This window comes from Streptomyces xantholiticus (genome assembly GCF_014651015.1).
GTDB lineage: Bacteria > Actinomycetota > Actinomycetes > Streptomycetales > Streptomycetaceae > Streptomyces > Streptomyces xantholiticus.
In genome coordinates, this window is sequence record NZ_BMWB01000001.1 from 309839 (window position 1) to 326068 (window position 16230).

General features: G+C 72.0%; 15 protein-coding genes. 9 read left to right on the plus strand and 6 right to left on the minus strand.

Annotated features, from left to right (window positions below):
- Positions 1-39: 39 nt before the first annotated feature.
- The 4 genes from galE (at position 40) to idi (ending at position 4352) form a co-directional block, all read left to right on the plus strand.
- Complete coding sequence (galE, locus tag IE198_RS01425; RefSeq protein ID WP_189881750.1) at positions 40-1023, plus strand: UDP-glucose 4-epimerase GalE; 984 nt, start codon at positions 40-42, stop codon at positions 1021-1023.
- A 151-nt stretch (positions 1024-1174) separates the two neighbouring features.
- Entirely contained in the window at positions 1175-2116 is a 942-nt protein-coding gene (locus tag IE198_RS01430; protein WP_189881752.1) for a cation diffusion facilitator family transporter, read from the plus strand.
- A gap of 241 nt (positions 2117-2357) precedes the next feature.
- Positions 2358-3602 (plus strand): bifunctional class I SAM-dependent methyltransferase/N-acetyltransferase, encoded by a 1245-nt coding sequence (locus IE198_RS01435; RefSeq protein ID WP_189881754.1) that lies wholly within the window; start codon positions 2358-2360, stop codon positions 3600-3602.
- A gap of 156 nt (positions 3603-3758) precedes the next feature.
- Positions 3759-4352: an isopentenyl-diphosphate Delta-isomerase gene (idi, locus tag IE198_RS01440; RefSeq protein ID WP_189881756.1), complete on the plus strand. Its 594-nt coding sequence runs from the start codon at positions 3759-3761 to the stop codon at positions 4350-4352.
- Between the two features lie 60 nt (positions 4353-4412).
- On the opposite strand, the gene IE198_RS01445 is transcribed toward idi, so the two are convergent.
- Together IE198_RS01445 and IE198_RS01450 are read right to left on the minus strand one after the other, a co-directional pair.
- The gene (locus IE198_RS01445) at positions 4413-4889 is read right to left on the minus strand and encodes an ATP-binding protein (RefSeq protein WP_189881758.1); all 477 of its coding nucleotides are present in this window, start codon (positions 4887-4889) and stop codon (positions 4413-4415) included.
- Between the two features lie 131 nt (positions 4890-5020).
- Positions 5021-5710, minus strand: coding sequence for an HdeD family acid-resistance protein (locus IE198_RS01450; protein ID WP_189881760.1), 690 nt, complete (start codon positions 5708-5710; stop codon positions 5021-5023).
- 82 nt (positions 5711-5792) lie between these two features.
- Here IE198_RS01450 and IE198_RS01455 point away from each other — a divergent pair, with 82 nt between their 5' ends.
- Positions 5793-6587 (plus strand): enoyl-CoA hydratase/isomerase family protein, encoded by a 795-nt coding sequence (locus tag IE198_RS01455; RefSeq protein WP_189881762.1) that lies wholly within the window; start codon positions 5793-5795, stop codon positions 6585-6587.
- On the opposite strand, the gene IE198_RS01460 is transcribed toward IE198_RS01455, so the two are convergent.
- Together IE198_RS01460 and IE198_RS01465 are read right to left on the minus strand one after the other, a co-directional pair.
- Positions 6574-7215 carry a DJ-1/PfpI family protein gene (locus IE198_RS01460; RefSeq protein WP_189881765.1) on the minus strand — a complete coding sequence of 214 codons (642 nt, stop codon included), beginning with the start codon at positions 7213-7215 and terminating at the stop codon, positions 6574-6576. The two genes, IE198_RS01455 and IE198_RS01460, sit on opposite strands and share 14 nt — an antisense overlap.
- Before the next feature lie 28 nt (positions 7216-7243).
- Positions 7244-8218, minus strand: coding sequence for a GlxA family transcriptional regulator (locus IE198_RS01465; RefSeq protein WP_189881766.1), 975 nt, complete (start codon positions 8216-8218; stop codon positions 7244-7246).
- Positions 8219-8340: 122 nt separating this feature from the next.
- On the opposite strand from IE198_RS01465, the gene IE198_RS01470 reads away from it, so the two are divergent.
- The 3 genes from IE198_RS01470 to IE198_RS01475 all read left to right on the plus strand — a co-directional run bounded on the left by IE198_RS01470 (position 8341) and on the right by IE198_RS01475 (position 11900).
- The gene (locus IE198_RS01470; protein ID WP_189881768.1) at positions 8341-9204 is read left to right on the plus strand and encodes an SCO6745 family protein; all 864 of its coding nucleotides are present in this window, start codon (positions 8341-8343) and stop codon (positions 9202-9204) included.
- A 106-nt stretch (positions 9205-9310) separates the two neighbouring features.
- Positions 9311-9454, plus strand: coding sequence for an LPFR motif small protein (locus IE198_RS36015; protein WP_268246454.1), 144 nt, complete (start codon positions 9311-9313; stop codon positions 9452-9454).
- A gap of 79 nt (positions 9455-9533) precedes the next feature.
- A complete protein-coding gene (locus IE198_RS01475; protein WP_189881770.1) occupies positions 9534-11900 on the plus strand; it encodes a Tex family protein in 2367 nt (788 codons plus the stop codon).
- Positions 11901-11949: 49 nt separating this feature from the next.
- On the opposite strand, the gene IE198_RS01480 is transcribed toward IE198_RS01475, so the two are convergent.
- Together IE198_RS01480 and IE198_RS01485 are read right to left on the minus strand one after the other, a co-directional pair.
- Entirely contained in the window at positions 11950-13587 is a 1638-nt protein-coding gene (locus tag IE198_RS01480; RefSeq protein ID WP_189882756.1) for an ABC-F family ATP-binding cassette domain-containing protein, read from the minus strand.
- A 470-nt stretch (positions 13588-14057) separates the two neighbouring features.
- A complete protein-coding gene (locus IE198_RS01485) occupies positions 14058-15119 on the minus strand; it encodes an oxidoreductase (protein WP_189881772.1) in 1062 nt (353 codons plus the stop codon).
- A gap of 62 nt (positions 15120-15181) precedes the next feature.
- Here IE198_RS01485 and IE198_RS01490 point away from each other — a divergent pair, with 62 nt between their 5' ends.
- Entirely contained in the window at positions 15182-16141 is a 960-nt protein-coding gene (locus tag IE198_RS01490; protein ID WP_189881773.1) for an FAD-dependent oxidoreductase, read from the plus strand.
- The last annotated feature ends 89 nt before the right edge of the window (positions 16142-16230 follow it).

The following is a 16230-nucleotide window of genomic DNA, read 5'->3' on the forward strand; positions in this document are numbered from 1 at the left end:
GGCCCGGGCCGAGGCGGGGCACCCCATAGGGTGGCCGTCATGACTTGGCTGATCACAGGTGGAGCGGGATACATCGGGGCGCATGTGGCGCACGCCATGACAGCTGCCGGTGAACGGGTCGTCGTGCTCGACGACCTGTCCTCGGGGATTCCCGGGCGGCTGCCGGCCGGCGTCCCACTGGTGCGCGGATCTGTGCTCGACCGCGACGCGGTGGACCGCGTACTCGCCGGGCACGCCGTCACGGGTGTGGTGCACCTCGCCGCGAAGAAGCAGGTCGGCGAGTCGGTGGAACAGCCGCTCAGGTACTACCGGGAGAACGTGTACGGGCTCACCGTGCTGCTGGAGGCCGTCGTCGCCGCCGGTGTGCAGCGGTTCCTGTTCTCGTCCTCCGCCGCCGTGTACGGGGTGCCGGACACGGACCTCGTGTCGGAGTCGGCCGCGTGCGAGCCGATCAACCCGTACGGGGAGACGAAGCTCACGGGCGAGTGGCTGGTGCGGGCCGCCGGGCGGGCGCACGGCCTGTCGACCGCCTGTCTGCGGTACTTCAACGTCGCGGGTGCGGCCGCTCCCGAGCTGGCGGACACGGGGGTGTTCAACATCATCCCGATGTTCTTCGACCGGATCACCCGTGGGGAGGCGCCGCGGATCTTCGGCGCGGACTACCCCACCCCGGACGGGACCTGCATCCGCGACTACATCCATGTCGCCGATCTCGCCGACGCGCACCTGGCGGTGGCGCGACGGCTCGCCGGGACCGAGGCCGGCAAGGACCTCACCGTCAACATCGGCCGCGGGGTCGGCGTCTCGGTCCGGGAGCTCGCCCGCGTGGTGGGCGAGGTGACCGGCCGCCACTTCGATCCGGTGGTCGAGCCGCGGCGGGCCGGAGACGCCGCGAAGGCCGTCGCATCGGTCGAGCTGATCGCCGAGGAACTCGGGTGGACCGCTTCGTACGGGGTACGCGACATGGTCGCGTCCGCCTGGGCAGGCTGGTCGGCCAGGCACCCGGAAACGGCTGCTCACTGATCGTCCCGAGGCTCTGACCTGCGAGCATTTCCGCAGGTCAGAGCATATGACAACGGTGTTCAGTGCCGTGTTGCCCGATACCCCCCGCCCGTAGTTGACTGGGGCTCGACCGAGCGATGCAGCGGATGCGGGCTGACGGAAGGGCACCGACATGGGGGCTGGGCACGACCACGGGCACGGGCACGGCGGCCCCCCGCCGACGGGCACCGCCGCCGCCCTCTACAAGGGCCGGCTGAGGATCGCCCTCGCGATCACGCTGGGCGTGATGGTGCTGGAGATCATCGGTGGCGTGCTGTCGGGCTCACTGGCCCTGATCGCGGACGCCGCCCATATGGCGACGGACGCGGTGGGGCTCGCCATGGCGCTGCTGGCGATCCACTTCGCAAACCGGCCCGCCGGGCAGAACCGCACGTTCGGCTTCGCCCGTGCCGAGATCCTCGCGGCGCTCGCCAACTGTCTGCTGCTCATCGGTGTGGGCGGCTTCCTGCTCTTCGAGGCGGTGGAGCGTTTCATCGAGCCCGCGCAGACCCGGGGCGGTCTGACCGTCGTTTTCGCACTCGTCGGCCTCGTGGCAAACATGGTCTCGCTGACCCTGCTGATGCGGGGACAGAAGGAGAGCCTCAACGTGCGGGGCGCGTACCTGGAGGTGCTGGCGGACGCGCTCGGTTCGGTGACCGTCCTGATCTCGGCGGGGATCATCCTGGGGACCGGCTGGCAGTACGCCGACCCGATCGCCTCCCTGGCCATCGGGCTGATGATCGTGCCGCGCACCTGGCGGCTGCTGCGGGAGACGCTGAACGTACTGCTGGAGGCGGCCCCCCAGGGCGTCGACATGGGTGACGTCCGTGCCCACATATTGGCGCTGCCGGGTGTGGAGGACGTGCACGATCTGCACGCCTGGACGATCACGTCCGGGATGCCGGTGCTCTCCGCGCACGTGGTCGTGAGCCAGGACGTGCTGGACTCGGTGGGACACGAGAAGATGCTGCACGACCTGCAGGGCTGTCTCGGTGCGCACTTCGACGTCGAGCACTGCACCTTCCAGCTGGAGCCCGTGGGCCACGCGGAGCACGAGGCGAAGCTCTGTCACTGACGGACCCCGTCACCGAGCGGCCCGGCCGCTGCTAGGGTTCTTCGCGGGGGCAACCACGTCCCACCGCCCTTGAGAGGAGCTGAGGTTGATGACCGTCGCGATGGACGCTGCCCGGCGCAGCGCCCGGTCCTTCCTCAACCTCCGGGCCTCCGTCCGACCCTGACCCGACCCCGGTCCGGTTTTCCCCCGGTCCCACGGTCGCGCACGTCGGCCGGAGCCCCTTCAGACAAGGGTTTCCACGTTGTCCGACAACGCTCTGCACGACGCTTTCTTCGCCCTGCACCACGGTCTGCCGCGGCAGGGACCCGGTTCCGACGCCACCTCCGCCCGTCTGCTCGCCATGGCGGGCCCGCTGCCGGCGCGTGCGCGGGCCCTCGATCTGGGCTGCGGCCCGGGTCGCAGTGCCCTGCTGCTGGCCGCACGGGCCGGCGCACAGGTGACGGCAGTGGATCTGCACGAACCGTTCCTCGACGAGCTGCGGCGCAGCGCCGAGGCGCGCGGCCTCGGTGAGGCGATCCGCACCGTCCACGCCGACATGGGTGCGCTCCCCTTCCCGGACGGCTCCTTCGACGCCGTCTGGGCGGAGAGCTCGGCGTACAGCATCGGTTTCGACACCGCCCTCGAGAAGTGGCGCAGGCTGATCGCCCCCGGAGGCAGTCTGGTCCTCACCGAGTGCGAGTGGACGGCCGAGACGCCGTCGGCCGAGGCCCGCGCCTTCTGGGATCGGCACTACGCGCTGCGCACGACCGCACAGAACTGCTCGGCGGCCGTCACGGCTGGCTACGACGTCCTCGGCCTGTACCGACAGCCGGAGAGCGACTGGGACGAGTACTACGGCCCGTTGGCCGAGCGGGTCGACGCGGCGGACGCCGGCGCACCGGGGATGGCCGAGGCGCTGGCCGCGACCCGCGAGGAAATCGCCGTGCGCCGCGAGCACGGCTCGGAGTTCGGCTACACCGGCTACGTGCTGCGTCCCGCCGATCCGCGCTGGCGTACGCGTCCCGAGACCGCGGCCGACATCCCGGCGGTGCGCGCCGTCAACGCGGCCGCGTTCCCCTCCGCCGAGGAGGCCGCTCTGGTGGACGCGCTGCGCCTGGACGGCGACGCATGGCTGCCTGGGCTGTCGTACGTGGCCGAGGCGGCGGACGGGTCGGTGGCCGCCTACGCGCTGCTCACCAGGTGCCGCATCGGCGGCGTGCCGGCGCTGGCTCTCGCGCCGGTGGCGACCGCGCCGCGTCATCAGCGGCAGGGCGCGGGACAGGCGGTGGTGCGGGCGGTGCTGGATGCGGCGCGCGTGCGCGGTGAGGGCCCGGTCGTCGTCCTCGGGCACCCCGAGTACTACCCGAGGTTCGGTTTCGAGATCGCTTCCGGGCACGGCATCAGGACTTCGTTCGCAGCATGCGAGGAGGCCCTGATGGTGCTGGCGCTCGACGGCAGGGACGTGCCGCGGGGCACGATCACCTGTCCGGCGGCCTTCGGCGTCTGAACGTGCGCCCGCCCCGCCACGGGCGCGCGTGGCGGGGCGGACATGCCAGGTTGCCGCCGAAGTACGGACAAGCCGCTTTTGTACGGCAGACTGAGCGGGGCCCAGGGATCTTCCACCGGAAGGCCGCAGGGCCGAGGACCGATGCGAAGGACGGTTATGCCGATCACACCAGCCACCGCGGCGACCAGTGCGTCGAACGGCACATCACCAGCGATCCTGCTCGAGCTGGTCGACGAGGAGGGCAATACCGTCGGTACGGCGGAGAAGCTCGCCGCCCACCAGCCGCCCGGCCGGCTCCACCGCGCGTTCTCGGTGTTCCTCTTCGACGAGCAGGGCCGGCTGTTGCTGCAGCGCCGTGCGCTCGGCAAGTACCACTCCCCCGGTGTCTGGTCGAACAGTTGCTGCGGCCATCCGTACCCGGGCGAGGCGCCGTTCGCCGCGGCCGCCCGGCGTACGCACGAGGAGCTGGGGGTCTCGCCGTCGCTGCTCGCCGAGGCGGGGACGGTCCGCTACAACCATCCGGACCCGGAGTCGGGCCTGGTCGAGCAGGAGTACAACCATCTCTTCGTCGGGCTGGTGCAGTCCCCGCTGCGGCCGGATTCCGAGGAGATCGGCGAGACGGCCTTCGTGACGCCGGACGAGCTGGCCGACCTGCACGGGTCGGCGCCGTTCTCGGCGTGGTTCATGACGGTGCTGGACGCGGCCCGGCCCGCGGTCAAGGAGCTGACGGGACCGTCCGGCGGCTGGTAGCGGTAGGCTCCCGCGGCACGGCGCCTCGGACCTGTCCGGCCTGATCGCCGGAACGCGGTTTCACAAGGCCGCCACGCCGCTCTGGAACCGCGGCAGCAGCGGCAGCTCGGCCCAGATGACCTTGCCGCCGCTCACCGTGTGCTCGACGTCGCAGGTTCCCCCGGCCTCCCGGGTGATCTCGCGGACCAGCAGCAGTCCACGGCCGCCCGTCTGCGCGGAGTCGGTCTCCAGCGCCTTCGGCCGGTAGGGGTGGTTGTCCTCCACCGAAACCCGCACCCAGTGCGCGCCGATGGCGACCTCGACGGCGACCTCCGGCGAGAGCAGGGCTGCGTGCCGCACGGAGTTGGTGACCAGTTCGGAGACGATCAGCAGCAGGCCCTGCACCACGTCGTCGGCGACCGGCACGCCCTGGCGAGCGAGGAGGTCCCGTACGGCGTGCCGTGCCTGCGGGACGGACACATCGAGCGCGGGAGCGGTGAACCGCCAGGCGCCCTCGTACGACAGCGGCCGGGCCGGCACGCTCCCGCGGCTCTCCATAGTCCGGCACCACCTTCGGCTCGTCCCACTGACCTTCGGCAACAAGTGTTGGTAGTCAGTTGGTCCGTGCCGTACCGCTGATCGGAAATGAACGGCTATCGACGCCCTTTGATCGGATGCGTATGACAGGGTCAGTTGTGTGATTGGTCGGAATCTCCTTCTGCCCGCTTCGCCTGGTCAATCGTTTCAGCACTCTTATCCGCGTTTTCCCGGGTCCCGCGGTCCCCACGGTCCACCGGCTGCTCCGTGACCATGCTGACGACCCGCCGGCCGCCGACGCCGATCGCGATCAGACCCAGACCGTCGAAGAGCAGCGCCAGGGAGAAGAACGTACCGAGGACGTAGAGGCTGCTGTCCGGCCAGTCGGCGAGCACCAGGACGCCCAGCAGCAGGCCGAAGGCGCCCTGCACCAGGGTCCAGCCGAACTGCGGGCCGCGCACGACCACACTGCCCACCAGCCGGAAGAGCCCGCCGGTGAGGAAGAGCAGCGCGGCGAACATCGTGAGGCCCTCCGCCGTGGTCTCCGGGTAGCGGATGACGACCGCGCCCGCCGCGATGTTCAGCGCCGCGACCACGACGGCCAGCCAGAAGAAGTTGCTGCCGCGCGACTCGACCGCGTGCAGCAGGCCGACGACGCCGCAGATCAGCAGCAGCCAGCCGAACAGGAGCATCGAGGTGAGTGTCGCGACGCCCGTGTAGACGAGTCCGACGAGACCGCCCAGCGCCAGGATCGCGCCCAGCGCGGCCAGCCTGCCGAAGCCGCGGCGCAGCTTCTTCTCCCGGCGGTGCTGGTCCTTCTCCGCCCGGGTGGTACCGGCCATCAGACGCCTCCTTGGCAATCCCCCTGCGAGCGGCACCCCCTTCTTGATCATAGGTTCGGGTCCTGGGGATAGCATCCGGCGCATGGAGTCCCCGAAGGCGCAGCCGCCACGGCTGAGGCACACCGTCGCGGACGGTGTCGCCACCGTCGTCATCAGCAACCCCGCCAAGCGCAACGCCATGACCGCCGGCATGTGGCGCGCCCTGCCCGAACTGCTCGAGCAGTTGGCGGTGCAGGAGGCCGTACGGGCATTGGTGCTGACCGGTGAGGGCGGGACGTTCTGCGCGGGCGCGGACATCTCCTCGCTGCAGGCGCCCGGCGAGGACCCGCAGTCGCTGGCGGTACGCGCGGAGGAAGCACTCGCCGCCTTCCCCAAACCCACGCTTGCCGTGGTGCGCGGCTACTGCGTGGGCGGCGGCTGCCAGCTCGCCGCGGCCTGCGATCTGCGTTTCGCGGAGCAGGGCTCCCGGTTCGGTGTGACACCGGCGAAGCTCGGCATCGTCTACCCGGCGGCCTCCACCCGCCGGCTCGCCGCGCTGGTGGGTCCGGCGGCGGCCAAGTACCTGCTGTTTTCCGGAGAGTTGATCGGTACGGAGCGGGCGCTGCGGACCGGGCTGGTCGACGAGGTGCTGCCCAAGGACGAGCTGGGCCGGCGGGCCGCGGAGTTCACCCGGATCCTGGTGTCGCGCTCGCAGCTGACGCAGTGCGCGGCGAAGGAGTTCGCCGCGGGCCGAACGGACCGGGACGCGTACTGGGCGGAGCAGGCGCGCGGCAGCGGCGACACCGCGGAGGGGGTCGCCGCCTTCCTGGAGCGGCGCGCGCCGCGCTTCACCTGGGCGCCGGAGGCCGCCGACTTCCCTGCCTCTACCGGGAGATGAAGCGGCCTCCGGTACGGAACTCCTCGACCAGGTGCGCCGGGGCCTTCTCGGGCGAGCCCGCGTCGTAGGGCGGCTGGGGGTCGTACTCGGTCAGCAGTTGCACGGCCTGGGCGTGTTCGTCACCGGCCAGCCTGCCGACCAGCGTGAGTCCCATGTCGATGCCGGACGAGACACCGGCGGCCGTGACGTATTTGCCGTCGGTGACGACCCGGCGGCCGGTCGGCTCGGCGCCCAGCCGCTTGAGTTCGTCCAGGGCGAGCCAGTGCGAGGTCGCCTCGCGGCCCTTCAGCAGTCCTGCCTCCGCGAGCAGCAGTGAGCCGGTGCACACCGACGTCGTCCAGGTACTGGTCGCGTCCACGGCACGCAGCCATTCCAGGAGCGCCTCGTTGTCCATCTGCCCGTCCTGGCCGGGGCCGCCGGGCACGACGACGACGTCCGGTTCGGTCACCTCCTCGAACGTCCTGGTGGCGACCAGATTCAGTTCGTCACGGTCGTTCGGCACCGGGCCGGTCCGCTCGGCGACGAAGACGACCTCGGTGTCGGGAAGGCGGCACAGCACTTCGTAGGGGCCGACGGCGTCCAGAGCCGTGAAGCGGTCGAAGAGGAGGACGGCGATCTGCGTGGTCACGGGGCGTTCCCTTTCGTCGGGTGCGTGCTCAGTGGGCGGGTTGCCGCGCGGGGCCGCGGAAGCGGCGGCGGTACTCGGCAGGTGCGACGCCGAGGGCTTTGACGAACGCCCTGCGCATGGCCTCGCTGGTGCCGTAACCACAGGCGCGCGAGATCTTGGTGACCCCGTCGGCGGTGTCCTCGAGGAGCCTTCTGGCGTGCTCCAGCCGTACCCGCTCGACATAGCGGCCCGGTGTCGTACCCGTTTCCGCGTGGAAGGCACGGGCGAAGTGGCGGGGGGACAGTCCGGCGCGGTCGGCGAGCGACTCGACCGACAGGTCGGCCTCCGGGTGCTGGGTGACCCAGTGCTGCACCGCGCGCAGCGGTTCGCGGGTGGCGGTCTGGGCCGCGAGCTGGGCGCTGAACTGGGACTGGTTGCCGGGCCGGCGCAGGAAGACGACGAGATGGCGGGCCACGGTGAGGGCGATGTCCCTGCCGAGGTCCTCCTCCACCAGGGCCAGCGCCAGGTCGATCCCGGCCGTGACACCCGCGGAGGTGGAGATCCGGCCGTCGCGTACGAAGATCGGGTCGGGCTCGACGTCGACCTTCGGATAGGCGCCGGCGAGGTGGTCACAGGCGCGCCAATGGGTGGTGGCCCGGTGGCCGTCGAGCAGTCCTGCCTCCGCGAGCAGCAGGGCCCCGGTGCAGACGGAGACAAGGCGCCCGGCTTGCGGCGCGTTGGCACGCAGCCAGTCGACCAGGCGCGGATCGGGGCGGCGGGTGCCCTCGCCTCCGGGGACGAGGAGGGTGTGCGGGGTGACGGCGTCCATGAGGCTGCCGTCGGGAACCAGCGTGAGGCCGCTGGAGGTCCGTACCGGCGAGCCGTCGAGCGAGGCGGTACGGATCCGGTACGCGGACCCGTCGCCGCAGGCCAGGGCGGCCCCTTGGAAGACCTCGACCGGCCCTGTCACATCGAGGCTCTGCACGTCGTCGAAGAGGACGACGAGCAGTGTTCGCTCCGTCATGCCCTTCATCCTTCGCACCTCCGGGTGCGGCCGCAATGACGAGAACCCCACCTTTCCTGCCATGGCGGTCCTGTGGATGCCCGGCACTTCCAGGCGTACCAACCAGTCGGTAACGTGCACTCATGAGCTCTCTGCACCCGCGCGCCGGACGCCGCTGTCACAACGTCGTCAATCCACTGCACTCCACGGTCTACTTCTCGCCCGACTTCACGGACGAGCTCGGCCGGATCGGCATCGAGGATTCGGATGCCGCGTACTTCGCGGGACGCGCCGCCGCGTTGGGCGCGGTCGGGCCCGGCGCGGTCGCCGCCACGTTCTACAACTTCAACCACGACCTGATCGCCAAGCACCTGCCGGCCGTGTGGGACACCGCCTCGCCGCAGACCGTGCTCGACGCGCGGATGCGGGCCGCCGACAGCACCCTGCGTCGGCTGCTCGGCGACGACGTCGTCTCCTCCGCCGAGATGGCGGAGGCCGCCGAGCTCGCGCTGCACGCGGCCGAGGCGTGCACCAGGCACGCCCGCCCTCTGTACGCGGCCCACGCGGACCTGCCCGTGCCCACGGAGCCGCACCTGGCGTACTGGCACGCGGCGACGCTGCTGCGCGAGCACCGCGGCGACGGCCATCTGGCGGCGCTGCTGGCGGCCGGATTCGACCCGCTGGAGGCGCTGGTGAGCCACACCGCCACGGGCAAGGGCATGTCACCGCGCTGGATCCTGGCCACGCGCGGCTGGGGCCGGTCCGACTGGGAGGCGGCCGAGGCGCGGCTGCGGGAACGCGGACTGCTCGGCGCCGAGGGCGGGTTGACGGAGAGCGGCACCGCGCTGCGGGCCGAGGTGGAGGAGCACACGGACCGCCTGGACCGCGCCCCCTACGAGCACCTGGGCGTGACGGGGGTCGAGCGCCTGACCGAACTGGGCCGGGGCTTCCTGATGACCGCGGCGGCCGCGGGCGCTTTCCCGCCGGATCTGGTCGGCAAGGCCTGACACGGGCGGCCCCGGCGGCGGTCGCACCGGCGACGACGGGGACGTTTGGCCAGGGGGGATCCCGGTTACCCGACCGAGCCCAACGTCCCCCAACAGGAGGTCGATTGTGCTCCGCTCCATAGCTGACGCTCTCCGAATGATCGGCTCTGCGATCGCCACCGTGGTGACGCTGCCCTTCCGTCTCCTCGCCCGGCTCTTCGGCGGCGCCTCCCGCAGTGCGTCCCGCGGCGGGCGGACACGGCACGTCTGAGGCACGCGACACGGCGCCCGGCCACCCGGCACAATGCACTCTCAAGCACAGCGAGCACGAGAAGGCGAGTCGGACAACCGTGACGACGTCCATCGAAGGCAGGATCGCCGAGGAGCTCGGCGTACGGGAGCGGCAGGTGAAGGCGGCCGTCGAGCTGCTCGACGGCGGGTCGACCGTGCCGTTCATCGCGCGCTACCGCAAGGAAGCGACCGAGATGCTCGACGACGCGCAGCTGCGCACGCTCGAGGAGCGGCTGCGCTATCTCCGGGAGCTGGAGGAGCGGCGGACCGCGATCCTTGAATCCGTGCGCGAGCAGGGCAAGCTCACGGACGAGCTCGAGGCGCAGATCCGGGCCGCGGACACCAAGGCGCGGCTCGAGGACATCTATCTGCCGTTCAAGCCCAAGCGGCGCACCAAGGCGCAGATCGCGCGGGAGGCGGGCCTCGAGCCGCTGGCCGAGGGGCTGCTCGCCGACCCGTCGGTCGAACCGCTCGCCGCCGCGGCTGCGTTCGTCGACGCCGACAAGGGCGTCACGGACGCGCCCGCTGCCCTGGAGGGGGCGCGGGCCATCCTGGCGGAGCGTTTCTCCGAGGACGCCGACCTCATCGGCGAGCTGCGCGAGCGGATGTGGACCCGTGGCCGGCTCGCTGCGAAGGTCCGGGAGGGGAAGGAGGAGGCGGGCGCCAAGTTCGCCGACTACTTCGACTTCACGGAGGGCTTCACCGAGCTGCCCTCGCACCGGATCCTCGCGATGTTCCGCGGTGAGAAGGAGGAGGTCCTCGACCTGGTGCTGGAACCGGAGGAGCCGGTCGAGGGCCCCTCCTCCTACGAGGGCATCGTCGCGGCCCGCTTCGGCGTGTCCCAGCAGGGCCGCCCCGGCGACAAGTGGCTCGGCGACACCGTGCGCTGGGCCTGGCGCACCCGGATCCTGGTGCACCTGGGCATCGACCTGCGGCTGCGGCTGCGTACGGCCGCCGAGGACGAGGCGGTGCGCGTCTTCGCGGCGAACCTGCGGGACCTGCTGCTCGCCGCTCCGGCCGGCACCCGCGCCACGCTCGGGCTCGACCCCGGCTTCCGTACGGGCGTGAAGGTCGCCGTGGTCGACGCGACCGGCAAGGTCGTCGCCACCGACACGATCTATCCGCACGTCCCCGCGAACAAGTGGGACGAGTCGCTCGCGAAGCTGGCGCGCCTCGCCGAGGAGCATGCCGTCGAGCTGATCGCGATCGGTAACGGCACCGCCTCCCGCGAGACGGACAAGCTCGCCGGCGACCTGCTCGCCAGGCACCCGGAGCTGGGCCTGACCAAGGTCATGGTCTCGGAGGCGGGCGCCTCGGTGTACTCGGCCTCGGCGTTCGCCTCGCAGGAGCTGCCCGGCCTGGACGTCTCACTGCGCGGCGCCGTGTCGATCGCGCGCCGGCTGCAGGACCCGCTGGCCGAACTGGTCAAGATCGACCCCAAGTCCATCGGTGTCGGCCAGTATCAGCACGACCTGTCCGAGGTGAAGCTCTCGCGCTCGCTCGACGCCGTCGTCGAGGACTGTGTGAACGGTGTCGGCGTCGACGTCAACACGGCCTCCGCGCCGCTGCTCTCACGGGTGTCCGGCATCGGCGCCAGCCTCGCGGAGAACATCGTCGCGCACCGCGACACCAACGGCCCGTTCCGTTCCCGCAAAGCGCTCAAGGACGTGGCGCGCCTCGGCCCGAAGGCGTACGAGCAGTGCGCGGGGTTCCTGCGCATCCGCGGCGGCGACGACCCGCTGGACGCCTCGAGCGTCCACCCGGAGGCGTACCCCGTGGTGCGGCGGATGGTGAAGACCGGCGGTGGCGAGGTGGCCTCGCTCATCGGCAACACATCGGTGCTGCGGTCGCTGCGCCCCGCGGACTTCGTGGACGAGACCTTCGGTCTGCCGACGGTGACGGACATCCTGCGCGAGCTGGAGAAGCCGGGCCGCGACCCGCGTCCGGCGTTTCGGACGGCCACCTTCAAGGAGGGTGTCGAGAAGATCGGTGACCTGGTCTCCGGGATGGTGCTGGAGGGCGTCGTCACCAACGTGGCCGCGTTCGGGGCGTTCGTGGACATCGGTGTCCACCAGGACGGTCTGGTGCACGTGTCGGCGATGTCCAAGACGTTCGTCAAGGACCCGCGGGACGTGGTCAAGTCGGGCGACGTGGTGAAGGTGAAGGTTCTCGACGTCGACATCCCGCGCAAGCGGATCTCGCTGACGCTGCGGCTGGACGACGAGGCGTCTCAGACACAGGCGCCGCGGCGCGAACGCGGCGGCCGGCCCCCGCAGCAGCGCCAGGGAGGCGGCGGCGGACGTGAGCGCCGCGGCGGAGGCGGCGGCGACCGGCGCGGCGCGGCGCGTCAGGCCCCGGCGCCGTCGAACGGCGCGATGGCGGACGCCCTGCGCCGCGCGGGTCTGGTGGACCCGAAGAACCGCTGACGCCCGACCGTCCCTACCGGCCGGGAAGTCCCCGGCCGGTAGGGACGTGTCAGAGCTCGGTCACCTTGCCGTCCGCCACTTCCACGCGGCGGGTGACACGGACGGCGTCCAGCATCCGCCGGTCGTGCGTGACCAGCAGCAGCGTGCCCGTGTACGAGTCCAGCGCCGACTCCAGCTGCTCGATGGCGGGCAGGTCGAGGTGGTTGGTCGGCTCGTCCAGCACGAGCAGATTGACGCCGCGGCCCTGGAGCAGGGCGAGCGCGGCGCGGGTCCGCTCCCCCGGTGAGAGGGTCGTCGCCGGGCGCAGCACATGGTCGGCCTTGAGACCGAACTTGGCCAGCAGCGTGCGCACTTCGGCGGGTTCGGTGTCGGGGACGGCCGCGCAGAAGGCGTCCAGGAGGGACTCGTCCCCGTAGAACAGGCGGCGGGCCTGGTCGACCTCGCCGACGACGACACCCGACCCCAGCGAGGCGTGTCCCTCCTCGAGGGCGATCCGGCCGAGCAGCGCGGCGAGCAGCGTGGACTTGCCGGCGCCGTTGGCGCCGGTGATCGCCACCCGGTCCGCCCAGTCGATCTGGAGCGAGGCGGGCCCGAAGCGGAAGCCGCCGCGCAGGACCACTGCGTCCCGGAGGGTGGCCACCACCGAACCGGAACGCGGGGCGGCGGCGATCTCCATCCGCAGCTCCCACTCCTTGCGGGGCTCGTCCACGACGTCGAGCCGCTCGATCATGCGCTGCGTCTGGCGTGCCTTGGCGGCCTGCTTCTCGCTGGCCTCGCTCCGCATCTTGCGGCCGATCTTGTCGTTGTCGGTGGCCTTGCGGCGGGCGTTCTTTACGCCCTTGTCCATCCAGTTGCGCTGCATCTGGGCGCGGCCTTCGAGGGCGGCCTTCTTGTCGGCGTACTCGTCGAACTCCTCGCGGGCGTGCCGGCGGGCCCTCTCCCGTTCGTCCAGGTACGCCTGGTAGCCACCGCCGTAGAGGGTGACCTGCTGCTGCGCGAGGTCCAGTTCGAGGACCTTGGTGACGGTACGGGTAAGGAACTCACGGTCGTGGCTGACGACCACCGTGCCGGCCCGCAGGCCCTGGACGAAGGTCTCGAGGCGTTCGAGGCCGTCCAGGTCGAGGTCGTTGGTGGGCTCGTCGAGCAGGAACACGTCGTAGCGGGACAGCAGCAGCGACGCGAGCCCTGCGCGGGCCGCCTGGCCACCGGACAGGGCCGTCATGGGCTGGTCGAGGTCGACGGTGAGACCGAGCGACGCGGCGACGTCCTCGGCACGCTCGTCCAGGTCGGCGCCGCCGAGGTCCAGCCAGCGCTCGAGGCCGACGGCGTAGGCGTCGTCCGCTCCGGGGGCGCCGTCGGCGAGGCCCTGGGCGGCGGCGTCCATGGCCGTCTGGGCGGCAGCGACGCCGGTGCGGCGGGCGAGAAAGTCCCGTACGGTCTCCCCTTCGCGGCGCTCGGGCTCCTGCGGGAGGTGGCCGACGGTCGCGGTCGGCGGCGAGAGCCGCAGCTCGCCCTGCTCGGGCCGGTCCAGGCCGGCGAGCAGCCGCAGCAGCGTGGACTTGCCCGCCCCGTTGACGCCGACGAGCCCGATCACGTCGCCCGGCGCGACGACCAGGTCGAGCCCGGCGAACAGCGGGCGGTCGCCGTGGCCGGCGGCGAGATCCTTGGCGACGAGAGTTGCAGTCATCAGGGGGTGCATCCTAATGGTTCGCCGCGCAGTGCCGAGCCGGACGGCCTCGTCGGCGAGCTCGACGCCCACGATCCGGGCCCCTCGTTCCCGCTGCCCGGCCGGCCGACCGAGGGGGTCGCCGGTCCAGTGCGTGCACAGCGGCTTGCGCAGGGTGTTGCCGCGGGCGGGCGCGGCCGACACCCAGGGGAAGCGCGGGACGGTGATACGGGCGCCCACCGCATCGCAGGTGCGGGCGTGGGCGTGGGCGCCGAGATTGGCCCCGTGCAGGGGCCACAGGGGCGCGACACAGAGGTGGTCCCAGCAGGAGTGGGTGCGCGGACGGCGGCTGCGGCGCAGCTCACCGGGCGTACGGGGGCGGAAGGCCGGTCCGCCCCCGCTCGCGCTCATCGGCGCGGTGAGGCGGACCTCCGGTTCTTCGGCCGGGCCGTGGCAGGCAGGTCAGGTGTGTGGTGCATATCGGTGGCGATTCAGCGGCTCGCCCGGGCATTCGGGTCGGTCCGTCGCACCACCGGCGCGGCGAGCACGCCCCCCATGGTGCGTGCCACGAGGAAGGATCGCCCTTTGACGGCCTTCGCGTCCAAGGGAATTCGGTGGGTTCCGGCCTCCAGGGTGCCGTCGAAGATCTCCCGTACGTGCGGCCGGTGGAGCCGGTCCAGCCGGTGGGCCAGCAGCCGTACGCGGCACACCGAGGTCACTTCGATCCGGGCCTCCTCGCCGGTGGCGACGAGACAGGTGAGCCGCCGCTGTTCCACGGGGCTGCGGTCCAGGGCCGATTCGATCTGCGCGACCAGCAGCGGGATGATCGGCGCCAGCCCGTCCACGTACACCGCGTCGGCCCCGGCACGGTCGAACGCCTCACGTACGGCGGCCCGTTCGCCTGTGCCGACCGCGCGGCCGAAGGCGACCGCCCCGTAGGCGCGCAGCTCCTCGGCCTGGACACCCGCCGCGTCGTGGGCGATGTCCGCACCGATGCCGATCTGCCGCAGGGCTGCGGCCAGCTTGGCGAGCACGGCGGCACGGGCCCCGATCAGCAGCACCCGGCGACCGGTGGCGCTGTCGCCTCCCGGATCACCCACCAGGAGCTGTTCCAGGGCGGCGCGGTACTCGCGACCGCGGAAGCGGAACGGTCCGATCCCGTGGTAGCCGTTGAGCTCGAGGTCCGTACGCTCCTGCGTCTGCCAGGCGAAGTCACGCCAGACGACGTCCTCCCCGTCCCGCTCGATGACGGCGGTCACCGCACCGCAGCCCAGGGACTCGCACTCCGGGCAGCCGTAGATGACGTGTCTGCCGTCGGCCAGGGGCGCCTGCACCTCCAGGAGGAGCGCGCGGACATGATTGCGGAAGATCGCGGGCGGGACGTCGGCGGCCAGGGGCGAGACGGCGTCGAGGTCACTGAGCCGGAACAGCAGTGGCCGGCCGTCGATGATGAAGTCGGTGAAGGTGCGGTGCACTTGGTGGGCACCGTCGGCGAGAACTCCCCCGGCTCGCATCGCCGGCGCCAGCCCGAAGGTCGCGTACTCGGCAGACATGTCGTGATTCTGCCCGGCGACGCGGGGTTCTGAGCATCGCGGCCGTCGGTTACGGTCCCGGCATGAGCGAGGACGTACTGGTGCTGGGCGGCGGCGTCATAGGACTGACGACCGCCGTGGTGTCGGCGGAGAGCGGCAGGCGGGTGCGGGTCTGGGCCCGGGAGCCCGCGGACGCGACCACGTCTGCGGTCGCGGGCGGATTGTGGTGGCCGTACCGCATCGAGCCCGAGGCGCTGGTCGGCGCTTGGTCGCTGGCCTCGCTGCGCGTGTACGAGGCGCTGGCGGACCGGCCCGAGGAGACGGGCGTACGCATGGTCCCCGGGGTCCATGCCGGCACCCGCCTCGCCGGACTCGGTCCGTGGGCCGCCCGGGTGGACGGACTGCGTGAGGTGGGCCACGCGGGACTGCCGAGTGGATACGGCTTCGGGCTGTGGGCCCGGATCCCGCTGATCGACATGCCGGTTCATCTTGGGTGGCTGATGCGGCGGCTGGAGGCGGCCGGCGGTCATGTGGAGACGCGCGAGGCCCTGTCCCTCCCGCAGGCCGAGAGGGAGAGCGGAGCGTCAGTCGTGGTGAACTGCACGGGCCTGGGGGCGAGGGAGCTGGTGCCGGACTCGTCCGTCCGGCCCGTGCGGGGGCAGTTGGTGGTCGTGGAGAACCCGGGCGTCGAGGAGTGGTTCACGTCGGTGGACCATGCGTCCAGCGCGACGACGTATCTCATTCCGCAGCCCGGGAGGCTGCTCCTCGGCGGTACGGCGGAGGAGGACGACTGGGACACGGCGCCGCGCAAGGCCACGGCGGACGCGATCGTCGAACGGTGCGCCAGGATCCGCCCCGAGGTCGCAGGAGCGAGGGTCCTCACGCACCGAGTGGGGCTGCGCCCCGCACGGGACGCCGGGGTACGGATCGACTCGGAACGCCTGCCGGGCGGGGCGCTGCTGGTCCACAACTACGGGCACGGCGGTGCCGGTGTCACGGTGGCGTGGGGCTGCGCGGAGGCGGCGGCCGCGCTCATCGGGTAGAGGCCGGTCCGCCCGCCGTGGTCCAACGGCCTCCGGCTCACGCCCGCAGCGGCGCCGCCCGGCGGTGCCTGGCAGCCCACGGACCCGGG

Excerpts from the sequence above, each read along its gene's own strand:
- idi (WP_189881756.1), top strand. The coding sequence starts at position 3,759 with ATGCCGATCACACCAGCCACCGCGGCGACCAGTGCGTCGAACGGCACA.
- IE198_RS01450 (WP_189881760.1), bottom strand. The coding sequence starts at position 5,710 with ATGGCCGGTACCACCCGGGCGGAGAAGGACCAGCACCGCCGGGAGAAG.
- IE198_RS01490 (WP_189881773.1), top strand. The coding sequence starts at position 15,182 with ATGAGCGAGGACGTACTGGTGCTGGGCGGCGGCGTCATAGGACTGACG.
- IE198_RS01465 (WP_189881766.1), bottom strand. The coding sequence starts at position 8,218 with ATGACGGAGCGAACACTGCTCGTCGTCCTCTTCGACGACGTGCAGAGC.
- IE198_RS01455 (WP_189881762.1), top strand. The coding sequence starts at position 5,793 with ATGGAGTCCCCGAAGGCGCAGCCGCCACGGCTGAGGCACACCGTCGCG.
- IE198_RS01470 (WP_189881768.1), top strand. The coding sequence starts at position 8,341 with ATGAGCTCTCTGCACCCGCGCGCCGGACGCCGCTGTCACAACGTCGTC.
- galE (WP_189881750.1), top strand. The coding sequence starts at position 40 with ATGACTTGGCTGATCACAGGTGGAGCGGGATACATCGGGGCGCATGTG.
- IE198_RS01430 (WP_189881752.1), top strand. The coding sequence starts at position 1,175 with ATGGGGGCTGGGCACGACCACGGGCACGGGCACGGCGGCCCCCCGCCG.
- IE198_RS01445 (WP_189881758.1), bottom strand. The coding sequence starts at position 4,889 with ATGGAGAGCCGCGGGAGCGTGCCGGCCCGGCCGCTGTCGTACGAGGGC.
- IE198_RS01485 (WP_189881772.1), bottom strand. The coding sequence starts at position 15,119 with ATGTCTGCCGAGTACGCGACCTTCGGGCTGGCGCCGGCGATGCGAGCC.
- IE198_RS01480 (WP_189882756.1), bottom strand. The coding sequence starts at position 13,587 with ATGACTGCAACTCTCGTCGCCAAGGATCTCGCCGCCGGCCACGGCGAC.